The sequence below is a fragment of the Clostridium sp. genome, from assembly GCF_032552055.1.
Classification (GTDB): domain Bacteria; phylum Bacillota; class Clostridia; order Clostridiales; family Clostridiaceae; genus Clostridium.
On record NZ_JAWGSV010000008.1, the window covers coordinates 1 to 20,993 of the forward strand.

Consider the following 20,993-nt stretch of genomic DNA (forward strand, 5'->3'; position numbering starts at 1 on the left):
GAATATTTTCTAAGTAGCAAAACATAGTTTGACATAGTTTTAATATTTTCTGTGATATTGTTTTAAATATAGATATTAAAAGTATTATTTAATAATTAACGAGAAATGGAGTGAATAATAATGAAGATTGTTAATAGTTTATACAGTAGCTTCAAAAATGAGGAAAAGGAAATAAAGTACTCATATAGGCTTACAGAAGAATCTTATTTAAATGGACAAGCATTTGGAATTGAGGTAGAGAAACAAGATATTGTTGATGGGGAGGTAGTAGCTATTGAAAGAGATTATATTGAGAAAATATCTAATATAGAAGATAAGGTTAGAGAGTTGCTATCATTAATTCATAATTATCAAGTATCACCTGTTCACTTAGTTGACATATTAGGAGAATATGTTGACAACTACGTAGTAGATTTTAATTAGTTACACTTTAGTTATTTATATTTAAAATTATTAATTTAATATAGTGTGCTAAATTAAGTGTAATATATTTATTATAACTTATGATAAGAAATAAAATCGCAAATATAGTAAAATATATTATAAGGAGTGATTTTATGATTTTAGGAGTAGGTACAGACATTATTGAAATTGAAAGAATTAAAAGTGCGGTAGAGAAGACTAGTGGGTTTCTTGAAAATATATTTACTGATAAAGAAATTTCAATGTTTAAATCAAGGAATATGAGATTTGAAGTTATTGCTGGAAACTTTGCAGCTAAGGAAGCAATAAGCAAAGCTTTAGGAACTGGAGTTAGAGGGTTCTCATTAAAAGAAATAGAGGTTTTAAGAGATGAGCTAGGTAAACCTATAGTTTTATTAAGTGGAAATATTTCAAATATAATTGAAAAGAATTATAGAGTGAGTCTATCTATATCACATAATAAAAGTAATGCAATAGCCTTTGCAATATTAGAGGAAGTTTAATAAAGATAATTAGTTTAGGGATAAATTTTTATTATTTTGAGGAAACGAGAACAATGGGGATGTAGATTTGTTATACTAGAAAGTTAATAATATAAAATTCAGAAGAAATTAGAAGAGTCTTTATAATGGCTAATGTAACTTATACTTTTGAAGTAATAAAGAGAGTATTTATAGGGTATAAGGCATTAAGTTGTTAAGAGAGGGTAGAGGCTCTGAAGATATTCAAAAAAGGGAATTATTATTTTATTAACAAAGATATATTACAGTTATAACAGGTAGATATGGTATTTACATAAATACAACAGGAAATAGTAAAATGGAATCTTGTGTATGGGAGGGGGATTAATAAGCATTTAGGAGGGAGTATAAGTATAAGACTATAAAGTAGTAGCTTCTGCATTATTTAGAGTGTATATCTATGGACAAGCAGATGAGGGAGATTAATTTTTGGAAGTAATTGCGAATATGTTCTACTGAAGCCTTAGAAGTTATGGAAAATATACTGAAGGTTATTAACTATATGAATAAATGTTAATAAAGTCTAATATTAGTAATAATGAGTAATTTATAAGAGGGGTATATATGAAAAGAAAATTATTACTAGGATTTTTAGTATCTATACCTGTAATCTTGATATCTATAGTTATTATATTGAGATTAACAGCACAGCCAACTAATGAAGAGTTAATAGAAAGATTAAAGGGAATAAAAGCTTATACAACTGATGTGGAGTTTGTAATTATGAACTCAAGAGATGAAGAAAGACAAGAAACTAAGCAATATTACATAAAAGATACTGGTGGAAGAATTGATTTTGGTGAAGAGAGAACCAAAATATACAAGGATGATAAAATTTTAGTTAAAGATAATATTTCAAATAAAGAGTTTTTTATAGAAGAGGAAATGGATGATCTATATTCTTTAAGTTTTTTAAATAATTTATTATCTTATCCTATTGATAGCGAAGGAATAAAAGAAGGACAAGAAGAATGGGGAGATACTGAATATATTGAATTTACAAGTGAATTATTTCTAAACAACTATAATTTAAATAAGGCAAAGGTTTTTATAGATAAAAATGAAAGGGTACCTATTGGAGTTATTATCTATGATAGAAATAATAAGGATAGAGTGAGAATAGTCTATAAGGATTTTGAAAAGTTAAAGCAATTAGATCAAGAATTTTTAAATTAAAATAACCAGTTCAATATTTAAAATTATTACAATAATATATTAAAAAATAGTGTACATAAGCATGTAGGATTTTACGAGAGGGATATAAATATTTGAATAGATAAAATTATATAAATTAAATAAATAATCAAAAAATTCAACATAAGTTTTGACAAAGAGGCGTAATTTGCAATATAATTAATTCATACATAGATTTCTTTACTACTTGGAGGCAAATTATGTCTAAAAAAGTCAATAATATTCGATTTTCAAAAAAAGTCGCAAAAATTAAAAAAAACAGTCAATTTCTTGATTATTCTTTAATAGAATATAATGAAGGTCAATTAAATATGGATATTTTTAAAGTTATGAAGGAAGGCTACGAAGAGATGGCTAAAATTAATTTAGAGCTTTCACAGCTTCCTTTTGAATGCGAAAACGCAAATATTGATGAATATGAGAACTGGCTTTGCGGAGTGTGATATTTCTAATGACAAATATGGTAGTAAAAAGAGGGGATATTTTTTATGCAGATTTAAGCCCAGTAATAGGATCAGAGCAAGGTGGAATTAGACCAGTTATAATAATTCAAAATGATATTGGTAATAAGTATAGTCCAACAGTAATTGTTTCAGCTATAACTTCTCAAATAAACAAAGCTAAGTTACCAACACATGTTGAAATTTCATCTGAGGAATATGGTTTAAATAGAGACTCTGTAGTATTATTGGAACAATTAAGAACCTTAGATAAGAAAAGGTTAAAAGAAAAAATAGGTCATATGACAGATTCAGATATGAAAAAAGTAAATAAAGCTTTATTAATTAGCTTAAGCTTAGCGTAAAAAGTAGTACTAAATAAGAATTTTGGTTAATAATCGAGTATATTAAATACTTAAGAAACCCGTAAGGGTTTCTTTTATTATATTATTTTTAAAAGAAAAGTGATACACAATTGATAAATAGTATAACACTTATAGTTAAAAAGTCTTGTTTTTTAATAAAAAATAAGGTTAATAGTATATACAAATAGAAAATGATGTGCTAAAATAAATTTAGTTAAAAAACGGCACACTATGTACTAGTAAATATAATCTTAGGAGGATGAAAGATGAGTAAAAATGTTGAAGAATTAAAGTCCATTGCTAAAACTATTCGTAAGGATATAGTTTCAATGCTTACAGAATCATGTTCAGGACATCCAGGCGGATCATTATCTGCAGCTGATATCCTAACTACATTATATTTTGGAGAAATGAATATTAATCCAGAAAACCCTAAGGATGAAAACAGAGATAGATTTGTACTATCAAAGGGACATGCAGCGCCAGTTTTATATAGTGTATTAGCTAGAAAGGGATATTTCCCAGTAGAAGAATTAAATACATTAAGAAAGATTAACACAAGATTACAAGGACATCCAAGTATGAAGTGCTTACCAGGAGTAGATATGTCTACTGGTTCATTAGGCCAAGGTATATCTTCAGCTGTAGGTATGGCTTTAGCTGGTAAAGTAGATAAAAAAGATTATAGAGTTTATACACTTTTAGGTGATGGTGAGCTTGAGGAAGGTCAAGTTTGGGAAGCAGCTATGTCTGCAGCTCATTATAAGCTTGATAATCTAACAGCTTTTGTAGACTTTAATGGACTTCAAATAGATGGAGATATAACTAAGGTTATGAATCCTTCACCAATAGATAAAAAATTTGAAGCTTTTGGTTGGAATGTACTAGTAATAGATGGACATAATATAGATGAAATTTTAGATGCAATTGAAAAAGCAAAGAACTTCAAAGGAAAGCCAACAGTTGTTGTTTGTAATACTGTAAAAGGTAAAGGTGTTTCATTCATGGAAAATCAAGCTTCATGGCATGGAACAGCGCCTAGTAAGGAGCAATGTGAACTAGCGTTAGCAGAAATTGGAGGGGATAAATAATGAGTAAGAAGATTGCAACAAGAGAAGCTTATGGAAAAGCATTAGCTGCTTTAGCTGATGTAAATAAAGATATAGTAGTTTTAGATGCAGACCTTTCAAAGTCAACAAAAACTGCAGATTTTAAGGCTGTTTGTGAAGAAAGATTCTTTAATATGGGTATCGCAGAAGGAAATATGATGGGAGTTGCTGCTGGTTTATCAACTTGTGGTAAGATTCCATATGTAAGTACTTTTGCTATGTTTGCAGCAGGAAGAGCTTTCGAGCAAATAAGAAACTCAATTTGTTATCCTAAATTAAATGTAAAGGTATGTGCAACTCATGCTGGATTAACAGTAGGAGAAGACGGTGCATCACACCAAGCAATAGAAGATTTATCATTAATGAGAAGTATTCCTAACATGACAGTAATATGTCCAGCTGATGCAGTTGAAACAGAAGCTGCAATTAAAGCTATAGCTGAATATAATGGACCTTGTTATGTAAGATTAGGTAGAGCAGCAGTTAATGTAATAAATGATGCAAATACTTATAAGTTTGAAATAGGAAAAGGTGTGACTTTATCAGAAGGAAATGATGTAACAATTGTTGCAACAGGAATAATGGTAGATGTTGCATTAGAAGCTAAGGAAGAATTAAAGAAAGAAGGCATTAATGCAAGAGTAATTAATATACATACATTAAAGCCGATTGATAAAGATATATTAGTTAAAGCAGCAAAGGAAACAGGAGCTTTAGTAACTGTTGAAGAACATAATGTTATTGGTGGATTAGGATCTGCTGTAGCTGAAGTTTTAACTGAAGAAGTTCCAGTACCTGTATTAAAGGTTGGTGTTCAAGACGTATTTGGAGAAAGTGGATTACCAAATCAATTACTAGAGAAGTATGGATTAACATCTTCTAATGTAGTTCTAAAGGCAAAGAAAGCAATTTCTCTAAAGAAATAAATTAGTTTACTATATAAATTTAAATAAATCACTAAAAAATAGCTATATTTACCGTTAAAGGGTTGTCTAAGACAACCCTTTAATTATTTTAATGATTTTAAAATGATAATATAGAGGAAAATAAAAGTGATTACAATTAGTTAAAAAAATAATATAATGTTTACAGATAGGATATGTATAGCATTAAATTATAAAGGGATAGAAAATCACAACTGAGGGAAAATAATAAAGATTCTCTAGGAAAGGAGATTTATATGAAAGAAAGTTTTAAAGATTATTTATTTATATTTGTCGGTGTTTTTTTAGTGGCCTTATCACTTGAGTACTTTTTCATACCTAATAATATAGCAGCAGGGGGATTAACAGGTTTAGCCATTGTAATTAATCATTATATACCAGCAATTTCTACTGGGCCTTTAGTGTTTATAATGGATTTATTCTTATTTATAATAGGATTTATTTTTCTTGGGAAAAATTTTGGAGTTAAAACAATTGTATCAAGTTTTAGCTTAGCAGGAATGATGACTTTTATTGAGAATTTTTTAGAACCAAAAGCGATAACTAATGATTTGATGTTAGCTGCTATCTTTGGTACTTTAATTACGGCAATAGGTATGGCTATAGTATTTAATGCAAATGCATCTACAGGTGGAACTGATACCATAGCAAAGATATTAAATAAATTTTTTCATATAGATATAGGAAAGTCTTTATTAGCAGTTGATTTTATAGTAACCTTATTAGGGGCAATTACTTTTGGTATAAATATAGGATTATATGGATTACTTTCAGTAATAATTAATGGAATTGCCATTGATAAAGTTATAGAGGGCTTCCATGTTTGTAAGGAAGTAACTATAATAAGTAAGAAAAGTGATGAAATCGGAAAATTCATAATGGAAGAATTAGAGAGAGGATGTACTTTTTTAAAAGGTGTTGGAGGCTTTACTGGAAAAGATACTTGTGTACTATATGCAGTTTTAGGTAGGAGTGAATTTATAAAACTTAAACAATATATTAGCAAAATTGATCCAAATGCATTTATTACAGTTGGAGAAGTACATGAAGTTATGGGAGAGGGATTTAAAAATATACAATAATCTTTTGATGAGACAATTTAATTATAAGGAGATTAATACACATATGCAAAAATTAAAAGAGTATTTTTTAGCTACTGTAGGTGTAGCAATAGTTGCTTTTGGATTAGAATATTTTTTCTTTCCATTAGATATAGCAGCAGGTGGAGTATCAGGATTAGCTTTAGCAATTAATCAATTAGTTAATATTAATCCAAGTATATTAGTTTTTATATTTAATATATTACTATTTGCACTAGCTTTCTTCTTAATAGGAGGATCTTTTGGGGCAAAGAGTATTTATGCTACAGTAATGATGTCAGTAATAATGTGGGTTTTTGAAAATTTTTTTAACCCAAGAGCCATAACTGATAACATGGTATTAGCATGTATATTTGGTTCAGCAGTATTAGCGTTTGGTACTGCAATAACATTTTATCAAGATGCATCTACTGGTGGAACTAGCATAGTTGCAAAAATTATTAATAAATATTTTCATTTGCCAATAGGCCAAGGATTATTATTAGCAGATTGTACTGTAACTTTATTAGCTATTTATTCCTTTGGTGTTGAAAAAGGACTTTTTGGACTTTTAAGTGCTATATTAATTGGAAATTTAGTTGATAAATTCATTGCTGGTATAAATCCTGTTAAACAAGTGTTTATAATTACAAATAAAGAACAGTTAGTGGTAGATTTTATTAATAATGATATTGATAGAGGATGTACAATTCTTACAGGTAAGGGTGGATATACGAAGGAAAATATGACAGTTATTTATACAGTTCTATCATCTAAACAATTTATTACATTAAAACAGTTTATAAAACAGAATAACCCAGAGGCATTTTTAACTGTAAGTGAATCAACTGAAGCCTTAGGGGAAGGATTTAAAGATTATTAAGATTTAAATAAGATTTTTTAAATTACTAAAAAATATAGATTTTATTTGGAAGAAAAGTAGAAAAAAAGTTTTTCCTTAAGCTTTGTTATGCTATAATAACGCTATAGGTTTAATAGCTTTTAAAATACGCTTATGTGTGAGGTGTTAGAGAATGATAGAATTTAAAAACGTATCTAAGCTATATGATAATAATGTTAAAGCTTTATCTGAAGTAAATATTTCTATAGAATCTGGGGAATTTGTATTCTTAGTTGGACCTTCTGGTGCAGGGAAATCAACTTTTATAAAAATGTTAATTAAGGAAACTGAACCTACAGTTGGGGAAATTGTGGTTGCAGGTAAAAAGTTAAATGCTGTAACAAGGAAGCAAATACCTTACTATAGAAGAAAGATAGGTATGGTTTTCCAAGATTTTAGACTTATTCCTACTTTAAACGTTTATGAAAATGTTGCTTTTGCTATGAGAGTTGTAGAAGCTCAACCTAAGGAGATTAGGAAGAGAGTTCCTATGGTATTATCTCTAGTTGGACTTTCACATAAGTATAAAATGTTTCCAAATGAGTTATCAGGTGGAGAACAGCAAAGAGTTGCCTTAGCTAGAGCTATTGTGAACAACCCATCAGTATTAATTTGTGACGAACCAACAGGTAACTTAGACCCTGAAACTGCTAATGAAATAATGGACCTTTTAGAGGACATTAATAGAGCAGGAACTACTATATTGATGGCTACGCATGCTAAAGACATAGTTAATAACATGAAAAAGAGAGTTATTGCTATTGAAAAAGGATCTATAGCAAGAGATACAGCAAGGGGGATGTACGAAGATGAAATTTAATACATTAAAGTACTTTTTTGTAGATGCATTTAAGAGTCTTAAAAGAAATAGAACCTTAAGTATTGCAGCTATGATAACTGTACTAATAACATTCTTTATATTTGGTACATTTATGCTTATTGGTCTTAATTTTAATAAGGCTATAGAAGATGTAGCGTCTAAAGTAGAAGTTAAAGTAAATTTAGATGACGAAATTAAATTAATAGATCAAAGGGAAATACAACTAAAGTTAGAAGAACAATCAGGAGTTAAGGAAGTTGTTTATGAATCAAAGGAAGAAGCTTTTTTAAACTTTAAGGAAAGTCTAAAAGATAATCCAGGCTTATTACAAGGTTTTGACTTACAAAATAATCCGCTTCCAAGTTCTTTCATAGTTAAACTAGAAGATCCTATATATGCAGAAGATATAGCGAAAGTTGTTGAAGGAATGTCAGGTGTTGAAGATATATCCAAGCAACAACAAGATATGATTGATACTATAAGTTCATTTATAGATGGAGTTAGAATAGCAGGAGTAGTTTTATTTGTAGTATTTATAGGGGTATCAATATTCTTAATAACTAATACTACTAAGATTACAGTTTACTCAAGAAGAAGAGAAGTTGGAATTATGAAGTTTGTTGGAGCTACAGATTGGTTTATAAGATGGCCTTTTATAATAGAAGGTATGATTATTGGATTTGTAGGATCATTATTAGCAAGTGTGCTATTATATTTCCTATATAAAAGTATTTTTGGATACATAGTATCTACTATGTTCTTAGTATCACTAGTTCCACCAAGCTTTATTTTAGGAGTTTTAACTTGGGGATTCCTAGCTGGTGGTACATTAATAGGAGCTTTAGGAAGTATAGTTGCTTTAAGAAAGTTCTTAGATGTATAAAGTTATTAATAAAAAGAGAGAATAAATTATATACTTTAAGTGGAGAAATTTCTCCACTTAAAATATTATTAAGAGAAATTTACTTGTAGTTAATTAGACTATATGAAAGGAGGTAGTTGAGATGGAAAATCATAATAAAGCTAAAGGAAAAAATGTGTTAAAAAAGCGCCTTAACATAGTGATAATTGTAGGTGTATTCATATTATCTAACGTTGTTTTCTTTTATTTAGGAAGTGCATTTACTAACGGAAATATAGGATTAAGAAATGTAAGTGAAGCAGTTGCTAAGGATGTAAGTGAAATTAAGGATGTTAAAAAATATGATTTATTGTTTGAAGTAAGGGAGAATTTACTTTTAAGATATAATGGAGAAATTGATGATAATGCTCTGTTGGAAGCAGCTATAAAAGGAATGACAGATTCATTAAATGATCCATACACTCTGTTTATGAATGATAAGGAATATGCCTCTTTTGTTGAACAAATTTCAGGCCATTTTGTTGGTATCGGAATTCAAGTTGGCATTAAAGATGAGAAGGTTACTGTTATTGCACCTATAGAAGGTTCTCCAGCTGAAAGGGTTGGCTTGAAATCTGGGGATGTAATCTTAAAGGTAAATGGGGAGGAAATGGCAGAGCCTAAACTTGAAAATACAGTTTCTAGGATAAAGGGAGAAGCTGGGACATCTGTTGATTTAACTATATCAAGAGGTGAAGAAATTCTAGATGTTACAATTCCTCGTGAAGAGATAAAGACAACTATTGTAAAAGGAGAAATGATTGAAGATAATATAGGATATATAAGATTATCATCCTTTGATGAAGATAGTGCTAAACAAATTAAAGAGAAAATTCTTCAGCTTAAGGGTGAAGGAATGGAAGGCTTAATTTTAGATTTAAGAGGAAATCCTGGTGGTTCTTTAGCTGAAGCTATTGGCATTGCATCTGAGTTTGTACCTAAAGGCAATGTTGTAACTTATACAATAGATAAGTATGATAAGAAGCAAGAGTATAAATCAGTAGGTGGTGACGCTCAAGGATTACCACTTGTAGTCTTAATTGATGGAGGTAGTGCTTCAGCATCAGAAGTTCTTACAGGAGCTTTAAGAGATTATGAGCTTGCAACAATAGTTGGAACTAAAAGTTTTGGTAAGGGTGTTGTACAACAATTAATCAACTTAAAAGATGATAAAGGTGGATTAAAAGTTACAACTTCTAAGTATTACACTCCTAATGGAGAAAATATACACAAGATAGGTATTACACCAGATATAGAAGTAACTATTCCAGAAGAAACTTTAAATAAGGAATATGATAAGAGTTTAGACACTCAATTAATAAAGAGTATAGAAGTTATTAAGGAAAAGTTAAAGTAGGAGGCTCATAGATGGACTTAATACTATATACCTTAAGAACTGTAGCATATGCAATAGTAGAGCCAATGCATATAATTATGTTAATAGTTTTAGGGGTAATGTTTTATTTAAAAAACAAAAGAATAGCAATAATTCAAAAAATGACTATTGGGGAGAATATTAACTCCCCTTTAGAGTTAACATTATCACAGATATTTTTAGGAATTATGGGCGGTGTTATAATCAGTCTAATGTTAAGTACTTTAGGAATAGTATTTAATGAAAATTCAGGCATAGTAATAATGTTTATGATTTCTATTTTACTTCTTTTTGTTAAGAAAAGATTTATTTGCTTTGCCTATTCGGGAGCTGCTCTTGGTGCTTTAGGAATTATTTCAGGTATAGTAGCAGGTGCAACTAATACTGAATCACTTATAAATGTTAATATACTTTCACTTATGACATTTGTTGGATTAATGCATGTGGTAGAAGGTATTCTTGTTATTATAGATGGAGGTAGAGGTGCTATACCTGTATTTTCAAATAAGGATAATAAGATAATAGGAGGCTTTGCTTATAGTAGATATTGGGCTTTACCAGTAGCAATTTTTATTGCAATGTCTAGAAATGTATCTAGTGCTATGACTTCTTCTATTGCAACACCTGATTGGTGGCCCTTAATAAATAGAGCTGATACATTACTAATATTAAGCACTGCAATGATTGCAAGTTTACCCTTGTATGGAGTTGTAAGCTATAATTCTGTATCTTTTACTAAGGGGAAAAATAAAAAGCCATTATACTCTGGTATTGGAATTTTAATTTATGGTGTTTTACTAACTGCAATAGCACAAGTTGCTCAGTTTGGAATAATTGGACAAATTGTCGTAGTTATATTTGCACCTTTAGGTCATGAACTAATGATTAAAATACAAAATAAGAGTGAAAATAGTGGTGAGTACTTATATGTAACTGATGATGAAGGAGTATCTGTACTTGAAGTAGCTCCAAATTCACCAGCATTCGCATCAGGAATAAGAAGAGGCGACAAGATTATTGAAGTCAATAAAAGCAAAGCTATGTCAGAGGTTGAAATATTTACGGCTGTTAGAGAAAGTTTTCACGAAATTACTTTTAAAATAAAGAAAATTTCCGGGGAAATAGTCGATTTAAGAGTTAGACCAATAGATAAAAAAGTAGGTATGCTTGTAGTTCCTAGAATGGTTGATGTAAAAAGTGCTTTAAGTGTAGAAAATGATGACTTTAAAAAAGTCTTAGAGGAAATGAAAAGAAAAAGATAGTATATAAGTTGTAATAAAGCTTTTACATTTTATTAAGTAAATTTAGTTTTAAAAATATTTTTAATATACATTTAGTGCAGAAGGGGAACTTACTTTCTGTACTTTTTTTTACCAATTTGATATAATTTTCATCATAAGTTATAGGTTTATCCGATCGCTAGCATTGCTAATACTTCCATTTTCTCAAAGTGGGAGATAAGCACTGCACGCGCCTGGATTAGTTCTTCTAGGCTTCAGATGGAGTAGGCATCCTGCAATCTGTGAAAGTGATTCACACAAAATGCAAGATTTTGGTTCTCTACTTTTTAAGAAAACTCCATCTGAAGCTAAGAATCACTTTATAAAAAAGGTGTATAATGAAAATATAGGTAGAGAAGGAGGGATACGATGCCTGAATTTAAAATAGTATCAAAGTTTAAACCCACAGGAGATCAACCACAGGCAATAGACAGTTTAGTAAATTCTATTGAAAATGGAGAGAGAGGGCAAACACTTTTAGGAGTAACTGGATCAGGAAAAACTTATACCATGGCTAATATTATAGAAAGGGTTCAAAAACCAACCTTAATATTAGCACATAATAAAACATTGGCAGCTCAGCTTTGCTCTGAATTTAAAGAGTTTTTCCCTAATAATATAGTTGAATACTTTGTTTCATATTATGATTACTATCAACCAGAAGCATATGTACCTCAGACTGATACTTTTATAGAAAAAGATGCAGCAATTAATGATGAAATAGATAAATTAAGGCACTCTGCTACATCAGCATTGCTTGAAAGAAGAGATGTAATAATTGTAGCGTCTGTATCTTGTATATATGGCCTAGGTAATCCAGAAGAGTATAAGAAGCTTACTATTTCTTTAAGACCTGGAATGATAAAAGATAGGGATGAAATAATAAAGAAGTTAATAGAAATTCAATATGAAAGAAATGATATAGATTTCGCTAGAGGAAGCTTTAGAGTTAGAGGAGACTCCTTAGATATTATTCCAGCTTCATATTCTAACAAGGGAATTAGAGTAGAATTCTTTGGAGATGAAATAGAAAGAATAAGAGAATTTGATGTTTTAACGGGAAATATTCTAGGAGAAAGAACTCATGTGGCTATTTCGCCGGCTTCTCACTTTGCTACTTCTTATGAAGTTTTAGAAAAAGCTATAGGCCAAATTGAAGATGAGCTTGAAGATAGGCTTAAAGAGCTTAATAGTCAGGAAAAATTATTGGAGGCTCAAAGGTTAAGGCAAAGAACTAATTTTGATATAGAGATGATTAGAGAAATGGGATATTGTAGTGGTATAGAAAACTACTCAAGAATATTAGATGGAAGAGCACCAGGAACTCCACCACAAACGCTAATAGATTATTTCCCAGATGACTTCTTAATGTTTATAGATGAAAGTCACGTTACTCTGCCACAATGTAGGGCAATGTATGCGGGAGATAGATCAAGAAAAAATACTTTAGTAGATTATGGTTTTAGATTACCTTGTGCTTATGATAATAGGCCATTAAAGTTTTCTGAGTTTGAGGAGAAGATAAATCAAATTGTTTTTGTAAGTGCCACTCCAAGCCAATATGAATTAGATCATTCAACTAATATTGCAGAGCAAGTAATTAGACCAACAGGATTATTAGATCCTGTTATAGAAATTAGACCAGTTAAAGGTCAAATTGATGATTTATATGCAGAAATCCAAAAGACTACAGCAAAAGGCTTTAGAACATTAATTACTACATTAACTAAGAGAATGGCAGAAGACTTAACTAAGTATCTTAAAGATTTAGGGATAAAAACTACTTATATGCACTCGGATATAGATACTATTGAGAGAATGAAGACTATAAGAGATTTAAGACTTGGTGAATATGATGTATTAGTTGGTATTAACTTACTTAGGGAAGGATTAGATATACCAGAAGTTGCATTAGTTGCTATATTAGATGCAGATAAGGAAGGATTCCTACGTTCTGAAACTTCATTAATACAAACTATAGGAAGAGCGGCTAGAAATTCAGAGAGTAGAGTAATAATGTATGCAGATAATATTACTAAGTCTATGGATAAAGCTATTAAGGAAACTGAAAGAAGAAGAGAAATTCAGATTAAGTATAATGAAGAGCATGGAATAACACCTCAAACAATAATTAAAGAAGTAAGAGAAGTAATTGAGGCTACTAAGGTTGCAGAGGAAATAAGTGAATATACTGCAAAAACACCTGATTCTAAGATATCAGCAAAAGATAAGAAGAAATTAATTAAGAAATATACTGATGAAATGATGGATGCAGCTAAGAACTTACAATTTGAAAGAGCAGCAGAACTTCGTGATATAATTAATGATTTAAATAGTAAATAATTAAAGATAGAATTTATTACTATTTGGTATTAGTTTATTCCTTGTATTCAATTTAAATAGTAATTAATTAAATAGAGAGCTTTATATTTTATATGAAAGTTTAAGTATTTTATATTTTAAACCTTCAATAATAATATAAAGTTCTTTTATTATATCAATTACCTTTTTACATTGTTGTTTTAAAGAAAATATGGAATAATATAACTAAAACAATGTTTTATAAGGGGAAAATTATGTCTAAGGGGTTAGGGAAAAAATATATAATTTTATTAATTACTTTAGTTTTGCTTTTAATAGTTTCTTTAGTTACGATTTTTATTAAAATAGGATTATCTAGTTATGATGAGTATATTAAAGATGGAGATGTTAAATTAATTGAAGTTAAAGCATCTACTGAAAATAATGATGAACTAAGCATAAATAGGGACTTAGATAGTGAAGAATTTAAGTCAGGATTATATACCTATAGTGAAGGTGGCCTTTATGGGTTTAAAAATGCCTATGGTGATATTGTTATAAAACCTAAATATGAAATAGCTAATAGTTTTTCAGAGGGGCTAGCAGCTGTTTATATAGAAGGGAAATATGGATATATTGATTACAAGGGAAATATGGTGATTGAAGGAGAGTACTCTCAATTAGGAAGTTTTAAAAATGGACTAGCAATTGCTGGTTTAGGCGATAGTACTCAGGCTATTATAGATAAATCAGGTAAAGAATTATTTATTACTAAGGAATATGTACTTTTTGATATAAAAGGAGATTATATATTAGCAAGTGATAGAAATAGTACAGATGGAGGTACAGTCTACTTAAATAAGGAGGGCAAAAAAGTAGGAGGGTTAGAATATAGGAATATAGAGGAGTTTAATGATGACTATTCTAAAGTAGAATTAAATGGTATGTATGGACTTATTGATGAAAAAGGTCAAGAGGTTATACCTTTAAAATATATTAATATTAGTGGATTTTCAGAAGGATATGCAGTTTTAAGTGATTCTAGTAAATCAATATTAATTGATAAAAATTTAAAAGAAGTAAAATTAGATAATATAAGTTTTGATAACTCATATTATAGTTTTGTTAATGGAATCATTATAGGAGAAGACTTAAATTCATTAGAATTAGTAGCCTTAGATAAGAATTTTAATGAACTGTTTAGACTACCATTTGATTATTATTTTTCAGGATATTCTAAATCAAATGTTTTAGTTTTTTATGATTTTTATGATAATATTATTTTGATAGACACTAATGGTAATATAAATTTTAAAGCTGAAAATTCAGATATAAGTTACAATACATCAACAGTAGTTGGAGATTATTTTATAATAGAAGATTTAAAATCTAATAAGTTTACTGTAATAGATTTAAATGGTAAGGAAATGATACCTAATAAGTATTCAGATATAGAAGCTATGGATAATTTCTTTATTTGCTATAAAGATGGTTTTTTTGGTGAAAAGATAGATATTTATTATGGTGATACAAAGATTACAGATAAAAGTATAAAATCTAGTTATATAAAACTTGAAGGAAATGGACTTTTAAGTATAGAAGAGGGTGATGATATTTATTATTTAAATAAATATGGTCAAAAGTTTTTAAATTATCTAGGGAGATAAGTATGGAGTTATTAGAAAGTTGTAATATGTGCCCAAGAAATTGTGGTGTAAATAGGTTAAAAGATAAAGTTGGATATTGTGGGGCAGGAAAGAATATAAGGGTGGCAAGAGCTGCCCTTCATTATTGGGAAGAACCTTGTATATCAGGTAGTATTGGATCTGGTACAGTATTTTTTTCTTACTGTACTTTAAAATGTGTTTTTTGTCAAAACTATAATATAAGTCAATGCTCTTTTGGAAAAGAAATAACTATAGATAGGCTTGCTGAGATTTTCTTAGAATTACAGGAAAAGGGAGCTTTAAATATAAATTTAGTTACTCCTACCCATTATGTTCCTCAAATTATTGAAGCATTAAAAATAGCAAAGGAAAAGGGACTAAAGTTACCTGTAATTTATAATAGTAGTGGTTATGAAAAAGTAGAGACTATTAAACTTTTAAAAGGTTATATAGATGTTTATTTACCAGATATGAAGTATTTTGATACTAAGTATTCAATGAAATATTCTAAAGCAAAAGATTATTTCTTATATGCAAAAGAAGCTATTGATGAAATGGTAAATCAAGTTGGAGAAGTTAAATTCGATAATAATGGAATAATAAAAAAAGGGGTAGTAATAAGACATCTTATGCTTCCAGGCTTGCTATTTGATTCAAAGAAAATAATAGACTATATTCACAGTACATATGGAAATAAGGTCTATATAAGTATAATGAATCAGTACACACCTCTTGAACACGTTAAGGTTTACCCAGAATTAAATAAGCCATTAAATCAAAAGCATTATGAAGCTATTATAGATTATGCAGTAAGTATAGGGGTGGAAAATGGATTTATACAGGAAGAAGGAACAGATAAGGAAAGCTTTATTCCTTTATTTAATTTTGAGGGAGTGTAGGCAACAAAACTGCCCAATGAAAAATTGACAATTATTAATTATTAATTGTTAACCGTTCTTAGTTGACAATAAATATAATAAAATTTAGAATAGAGTAAAGAACGCTTGTTCGAAGAATAAGTAAAAGTAGAAGAGGTATTAGAAATGAAGGATAAAATTATAATAAAGGGTGCTAAGGTACATAATTTAAAAAATGTTTCTTTAGAAATACCTAGAGATAAGTTAGTAGTATTTACTGGACTATCAGGTTCAGGAAAGTCATCATTAGCATTTGATACCCTATATGCAGAAGGGCAAAGAAGATATGTAGAGTCTCTTTCATCTTATGCAAGACAATTTTTAGGTCAAATGGATAAGCCAGATGTAGAGTATATAGAAGGGCTTTCACCAGCTATATCTATAGATCAAAAAACAACTAGTAAAAATCCACGTTCTACAGTAGGGACAGTAACTGAAATATATGATTACCTAAGATTATTATATGCAAGAGTAGGTAAACCTTATTGTCCTAAATGTAAAATTCCAATAGAACAACAAACTGTGGATCAAATTGTGGATAGTGTTATGGCTCTTGGGGATAGAACTAAACTTCAAGTGCTAGCACCAGTAATTAGAGGTAAAAAGGGAACTCATGAAAAAGTTATTGATAGCATAAAAAGAAGTGGATTTGTAAGAGCAAGAATAGATGGTTCTATTTATGAGCTAACTGAAGAAGAAGTTAAATTAGAGAAAAATATTAAGCATAATATAGAAGCTGTTGTGGATAGGATAGTAATTAAGGATGGTATTGAAGGAAGATTATCAGATTCCATTGAAACTGCTTTAAAGCTAGCAGATGGATTAGTAGTAATGAATATCATTGATGGCGAAGATATACTGTATAGTGAAAGATTTGCTTGTCATCAGTGTGGAATGAGTATAGATGAACTTGCTCCAAGATTATTCTCCTTTAACTCGCCATTTGGTAAATGTGACAACTGTGATGGATTAGGAACTCTAATGGAGATAGATGAAAACTTAGTTATTCCTAATAAGGATTTAAGTATATTAGAAGGAGCTATTGCTACTTGGGGAGAGGGAAGACTTAAGGGAGATTCTTGGACATTTTCTATATTAAAAGCATTAAGTGAAGAGTATGATATAGACTTAAGTAGACCTGTAAAAGAGCTTAGTAGAAAGGCTTTAGATTTAATTTTATATGGTACTAATGGCAAAAAGTTAAATGTTACTTATACCAAAGAAGGAGTTACTTCACAATATCATTATGCATATGATGGTGAAATTAATTCATTAAAAAGAAGATATAGAGAAACTAATTCTGATTATATAAAAAATGAAATTGAACAATATATGAGTGATAATCCATGTCCAAAGTGTAATGGAGCAAGACTTAAAAAAGAAGCATTAGCAGTTAGAGTTGGAGATAAAAATATTAATGAATTTACTAAGTTATCTATAAAAGATGAATTAGAATATATTTCATCAATAGAATTCTCTGAAAAAGATACGATAATAAGTGATCAGATAATTAGAGAAATAAAAAGCAGGCTACAGTTTTTAATAGATGTTGGGCTAGATTATTTAAATTTATCAAGAAACTCAGGTACATTATCAGGTGGTGAATCTCAAAGAATTAGACTTGCAACGCAAATAGGATCAGCTCTTATGGGTGTATTATATATCCTAGATGAGCCAAGTATAGGACTGCATCAAAGAGATAATGATAAACTAATAGGTACTCTTAAAAATTTAAGAGATGTGGGAAATACAGTAATAGTTGTTGAGCATGATGAAGATACTATGAGAGAGGCAGATTTTATAGTTGATATTGGACCGAGAGCTGGCGAACATGGTGGAGAAATAGTTGCAGCAGGAACTTTAGATGAAATTAAGAACACTAAAGAATCAATAACAGGACAATATCTGCTAGGAGAAAAGAAGATAGAAGTTCCTACTGAAAGAAGAAAAGGTAATGGAAACTTTATAAAGGTTAAGGGAGCTAAAGAAAATAATCTAAAGAATGTTAGTATTGATATTCCTTTAGGGACTTTAACAACTGTAACTGGAGTTTCAGGTTCAGGAAAAAGTACTTTAGTTAATGAAATATTATATAAGGGATTAAATAAGCTTGTAAATAGAAGTAAAAATCCTGTTGGAGCTCATAAAGAAATTTTAGGGCATGAAAATATAGATAAGATAATAGATATAGATCAAAGTCCAATAGGAAGAACTCCAAGATCAAACCCAGCTACATACACAGGTGTATTTGATATTATAAGAGAGCTATTTTCAACAACACAAGAAGCTAAGATGAGAGGGTATAAACCTGGAAGATTTAGTTTTAATGTTAAAGGTGGAAGATGTGAAGCTTGTACAGGTGATGGAATAATTAAAATAGAAATGCAATTCTTATCAGATGTTTATGTACCTTGTGAAGTATGTAAGGGAAAGAGATACAATAGAGAAACCTTAGAAGTTAAATATAAAGGAAAAACAATAGATGATATCCTAAATATGACTGTTGAAGAAGGATTGAAGTTTTTTGAAAATCTTCCGAGAATAAAAAATAAGTTAGAAACATTATATGATGTAGGACTTGGATATATAAGATTAGGTCAGCCATCAACACAATTATCAGGAGGAGAAGCTCAAAGAATAAAGCTTGCTTTTGAACTTTCAAAGAGAAGTACAGGAAAAACTTTATATATCTTAGATGAGCCAACTACAGGACTTCATATTGATGATGTAAGTAGATTAGTAGAAATTCTACAAAGATTAGTTGAGGCAGGAAATACAGTAGTGGTAATCGAACATAACTTAGATATGATAAAATGTGCTGATTATATAATAGACTTAGGACCAGAAGGTGGAGATAAGGGAGGAACAATAGTTGCTACTGGAACACCTGAAGAGATAACGAAGGTTAAGAAATCTTATACAGGCCAATATCTTAAAAAGATGTTAAGATAAGGCTATTACTCTTGTTATTTTTGGCTATAAGTTTTAATATATAATGGTAATATAATAGTAATTTAGAGGTGGAATATGGGTTTTTCAGAACTAATAACATTTGTTTTTGGTGTAATTTTTATAATAATTTTGTATTTTATAATTTATTATGCACTAAAAATAATGTACAAGGATGTTAAGGGTGGCGGAAGAAGAAGAAGGCCATCTTCAGCAGTAAGAAATTTTGGAATAGAAGTGTTAAGTGCTGGAGATAACTCAAGCTTAGAAGAGGGATCAGTTTTATTATTAAATGATAGCTTAACTATAGGTAGAAAAGAAGGAAATACTATAAGATTAACTGATCAATATGTTTCGGGAAGTCATGCTAAAATAATAGTTAGAAATAATGAGATAGAAGTAGAAGATTTAAATAGTACTAATGGTGTCTTTGTTAATGATGGAAAAGTAAAGGGACGCTGTAAGATTAAAGCTAACGATAAGATAAGAATAGGAAGTGCAACTTTTAGGGTTATAAGAGCTGATAAAAAATAGAGGTGAGGATATGAATAAGACGTTAAAGTTAGAAAAAAGAGTTCTTAAATTAATTTATTTATTATGCTTACTTTTATTTACAAACCTAGGGTTATTACAAAAGCCCTTTGATACAAAGGCATTAATTATAGGAGTAGTTCTATGTATTATAATAGGATTTTCTCATTACCTTATTAGAAGGTTTTATCCAGAAGGAGATAAGTTTCTATTAATTTTTTCGAGTATTCTTGCAGTAGTAGGAATAGCTGTATTATATAGAATAGATCCTAGTTTTGCATTAAAGCAATTAGTTTGGGCAGTCCTTGGGATAGTAGCTTATATAACTATAGTTGTAGCCATGCCAGATTTAAAAAGCTTTGCTGGGTATAAGAAGATATATATGATATTAACCTTAATATTAATGCCTATGGGACTTATATTTGGATTAGTAACTGGAATAAGAACTAATGGAGCTATGAACTGGGTTTACTTAGGACCAATTAGCTTTCAACCTTCTGAGTTTGGGAAAATAGCATTAGTTTTATATTTAGCATCTGCTTTAATTAAATATGAAAGTAAGAATGTTATCAAAGAAGATTTTAAGCAGCTTATTGAACCAGCATTAGTAGTAATGTTTTCATTAGTATGTATGGTTTTACAAACAGATCTTGGATCTACATTAATTTTCTTTGGTATATCAGTAACTATGCTTTACATAGCAACATCTAAGAAGAAGTACGTATTTACTTGCTTAGGGCTTTCAGCAGTGGGAGCTTTAGGGGCTTATGGAGTGTTTGGACACGTTCAGAGAAGAGTTATGATTTGGTTAGATCCATGGCAGTATGCCCATGATGAGGGATATCAAATTGTTCAAGGTCTTTATGCAATAGCTTCTGGAGGATTGCGTGGAGTTGGTCTTGGAAAAGGATATGCTCCTGATTTAATCTTTGCAAGTGAAAGTGATTTTATCTTTGCAGTAATATGTGAAGATTTTGGAATGATATTTGCAGTTGGTTTAATGATAATATACTTCTTATTATTTTATAGAGGTATTAGAAATGCTTTTGTTACTAATGATGCATTTAGTCAATTAGTAGCAGTTGGATTTAGTACCATGATAGCCTGTCAAACCTTAGTTATTATAGGTGGTATTTTCACTGTTATACCTTTAACAGGTATAACACTACCTCTTATTAGTTATGGTGGTAGTTCTATGTTAACTATGTTCTTTGCATTAGGCATATTACAAAAAATTTCTGAGGCCTAATAGGTGTTAGATATTATAATAAGGAGG

Annotated in this window: 19 protein-coding genes; all 19 read left to right on the forward strand. The window is 29.7% G+C overall.

All coding sequences use genetic code 11. The features are described 5' to 3' along the window. Positions 1-120: 120 nt before the first annotated feature. The gene (locus E6248_RS01265) at positions 121-423 is read left to right on the forward strand and encodes a DUF6514 family protein (RefSeq protein ID WP_316339037.1); all 303 of its coding nucleotides are present in this window, start codon (positions 121-123) and stop codon (positions 421-423) included. A 134-nt stretch (positions 424-557) separates the two neighbouring features. After that, positions 558-926: a holo-ACP synthase gene (gene acpS / locus E6248_RS01270; RefSeq protein WP_316339038.1), complete on the forward strand. Its 369-nt coding sequence runs from the start codon at positions 558-560 to the stop codon at positions 924-926. A gap of 582 nt (positions 927-1,508) precedes the next feature. Then, entirely contained in the window at positions 1,509-2,120 is a 612-nt protein-coding gene (locus E6248_RS01275; RefSeq protein WP_316339039.1) for a germination lipoprotein GerS-related protein, read from the forward strand. 218 nt (positions 2,121-2,338) lie between these two features. Continuing rightward, positions 2,339-2,581, forward strand: coding sequence for a hypothetical protein (locus E6248_RS01280; protein WP_316339040.1), 243 nt, complete (start codon positions 2,339-2,341; stop codon positions 2,579-2,581). 8 nt (positions 2,582-2,589) lie between these two features. After that, positions 2,590-2,943, forward strand: a complete 354-nt coding sequence (locus tag E6248_RS01285; protein ID WP_136007681.1) for a type II toxin-antitoxin system PemK/MazF family toxin — start codon at positions 2,590-2,592, stop codon at positions 2,941-2,943. 266 nt (positions 2,944-3,209) lie between these two features. After that, the gene (locus E6248_RS01290; protein WP_316339041.1) at positions 3,210-4,034 is read left to right on the forward strand and encodes a transketolase; all 825 of its coding nucleotides are present in this window, start codon (positions 3,210-3,212) and stop codon (positions 4,032-4,034) included. Beyond that, on the forward strand, positions 4,034-4,978 hold the full coding sequence (locus tag E6248_RS01295; protein ID WP_316339042.1) for a transketolase family protein: 945 nt from the start codon (positions 4,034-4,036) through the stop codon (positions 4,976-4,978). The genes E6248_RS01290 and E6248_RS01295 overlap by 1 nt, the downstream gene beginning before the upstream one ends. Before the next feature lie 254 nt (positions 4,979-5,232). Continuing rightward, entirely contained in the window at positions 5,233-6,078 is an 846-nt protein-coding gene (locus E6248_RS01300) for a YitT family protein (RefSeq protein ID WP_316339043.1), read from the forward strand. 43 nt (positions 6,079-6,121) lie between these two features. Then, entirely contained in the window at positions 6,122-6,958 is an 837-nt protein-coding gene (locus E6248_RS01305) for a YitT family protein (protein WP_316339045.1), read from the forward strand. A 151-nt stretch (positions 6,959-7,109) separates the two neighbouring features. Next, on the forward strand, positions 7,110-7,796 hold the full coding sequence (gene ftsE, locus E6248_RS01310) for a cell division ATP-binding protein FtsE (protein WP_316339047.1): 687 nt from the start codon (positions 7,110-7,112) through the stop codon (positions 7,794-7,796). After that, entirely contained in the window at positions 7,786-8,679 is an 894-nt protein-coding gene (gene ftsX, locus E6248_RS01315; RefSeq protein ID WP_316339048.1) for a permease-like cell division protein FtsX, read from the forward strand. Before ftsE ends, ftsX begins: the two co-directional genes overlap by 11 nt. Before the next feature lie 121 nt (positions 8,680-8,800). Then, the gene (locus E6248_RS01320; protein ID WP_316339049.1) at positions 8,801-10,054 is read left to right on the forward strand and encodes a S41 family peptidase; all 1,254 of its coding nucleotides are present in this window, start codon (positions 8,801-8,803) and stop codon (positions 10,052-10,054) included. Between the two features lie 11 nt (positions 10,055-10,065). After that, on the forward strand, positions 10,066-11,334 hold the full coding sequence (locus E6248_RS01325) for a PDZ domain-containing protein (protein WP_316339050.1): 1,269 nt from the start codon (positions 10,066-10,068) through the stop codon (positions 11,332-11,334). Positions 11,335-11,721: 387 nt separating this feature from the next. Continuing rightward, positions 11,722-13,695, forward strand: coding sequence for an excinuclease ABC subunit UvrB (uvrB, locus tag E6248_RS01330; RefSeq protein WP_316339051.1), 1,974 nt, complete (start codon positions 11,722-11,724; stop codon positions 13,693-13,695). 233 nt (positions 13,696-13,928) lie between these two features. Then, positions 13,929-15,320, forward strand: a complete 1,392-nt coding sequence (locus E6248_RS01335; RefSeq protein ID WP_316339052.1) for a WG repeat-containing protein — start codon at positions 13,929-13,931, stop codon at positions 15,318-15,320. A gap of 2 nt (positions 15,321-15,322) precedes the next feature. Beyond that, on the forward strand, positions 15,323-16,219 hold the full coding sequence (locus E6248_RS01340; RefSeq protein WP_316339053.1) for a radical SAM protein: 897 nt from the start codon (positions 15,323-15,325) through the stop codon (positions 16,217-16,219). 144 nt (positions 16,220-16,363) lie between these two features. Then, a complete protein-coding gene (uvrA, locus tag E6248_RS01345; RefSeq protein WP_316339054.1) occupies positions 16,364-19,189 on the forward strand; it encodes an excinuclease ABC subunit UvrA in 2,826 nt (941 codons plus the stop codon). A gap of 75 nt (positions 19,190-19,264) precedes the next feature. Beyond that, positions 19,265-19,720 (forward strand): FHA domain-containing protein, encoded by a 456-nt coding sequence (locus E6248_RS01350; RefSeq protein ID WP_316339055.1) that lies wholly within the window; start codon positions 19,265-19,267, stop codon positions 19,718-19,720. A gap of 10 nt (positions 19,721-19,730) precedes the next feature. Further along, positions 19,731-20,966, forward strand: a complete 1,236-nt coding sequence (locus E6248_RS01355; RefSeq protein WP_316339056.1) for an FtsW/RodA/SpoVE family cell cycle protein — start codon at positions 19,731-19,733, stop codon at positions 20,964-20,966. Positions 20,967-20,993 lie beyond the last annotated feature (27 nt).

Coding starts and splice junctions, on each gene's coding strand:
- E6248_RS01265 (WP_316339037.1), top strand. CDS start 121: ATGAAGATTGTTAATAGTTTATACAGTAGCTTCAAAAATGAGGAAAAG.
- acpS (WP_316339038.1), top strand. CDS start 558: ATGATTTTAGGAGTAGGTACAGACATTATTGAAATTGAAAGAATTAAA.
- E6248_RS01275 (WP_316339039.1), top strand. CDS start 1,509: ATGAAAAGAAAATTATTACTAGGATTTTTAGTATCTATACCTGTAATC.
- E6248_RS01280 (WP_316339040.1), top strand. CDS start 2,339: ATGTCTAAAAAAGTCAATAATATTCGATTTTCAAAAAAAGTCGCAAAA.
- E6248_RS01285 (WP_136007681.1), top strand. CDS start 2,590: ATGACAAATATGGTAGTAAAAAGAGGGGATATTTTTTATGCAGATTTA.
- E6248_RS01290 (WP_316339041.1), top strand. CDS start 3,210: ATGAGTAAAAATGTTGAAGAATTAAAGTCCATTGCTAAAACTATTCGT.
- E6248_RS01295 (WP_316339042.1), top strand. CDS start 4,034: ATGAGTAAGAAGATTGCAACAAGAGAAGCTTATGGAAAAGCATTAGCT.
- E6248_RS01300 (WP_316339043.1), top strand. CDS start 5,233: ATGAAAGAAAGTTTTAAAGATTATTTATTTATATTTGTCGGTGTTTTT.
- E6248_RS01305 (WP_316339045.1), top strand. CDS start 6,122: ATGCAAAAATTAAAAGAGTATTTTTTAGCTACTGTAGGTGTAGCAATA.
- ftsE (WP_316339047.1), top strand. CDS start 7,110: ATGATAGAATTTAAAAACGTATCTAAGCTATATGATAATAATGTTAAA.
- ftsX (WP_316339048.1), top strand. CDS start 7,786: ATGAAATTTAATACATTAAAGTACTTTTTTGTAGATGCATTTAAGAGT.
- E6248_RS01320 (WP_316339049.1), top strand. CDS start 8,801: ATGGAAAATCATAATAAAGCTAAAGGAAAAAATGTGTTAAAAAAGCGC.
- E6248_RS01325 (WP_316339050.1), top strand. CDS start 10,066: ATGGACTTAATACTATATACCTTAAGAACTGTAGCATATGCAATAGTA.
- uvrB (WP_316339051.1), top strand. CDS start 11,722: ATGCCTGAATTTAAAATAGTATCAAAGTTTAAACCCACAGGAGATCAA.
- E6248_RS01335 (WP_316339052.1), top strand. CDS start 13,929: ATGTCTAAGGGGTTAGGGAAAAAATATATAATTTTATTAATTACTTTA.
- E6248_RS01340 (WP_316339053.1), top strand. CDS start 15,323: ATGGAGTTATTAGAAAGTTGTAATATGTGCCCAAGAAATTGTGGTGTA.
- uvrA (WP_316339054.1), top strand. CDS start 16,364: ATGAAGGATAAAATTATAATAAAGGGTGCTAAGGTACATAATTTAAAA.
- E6248_RS01350 (WP_316339055.1), top strand. CDS start 19,265: ATGGGTTTTTCAGAACTAATAACATTTGTTTTTGGTGTAATTTTTATA.
- E6248_RS01355 (WP_316339056.1), top strand. CDS start 19,731: ATGAATAAGACGTTAAAGTTAGAAAAAAGAGTTCTTAAATTAATTTAT.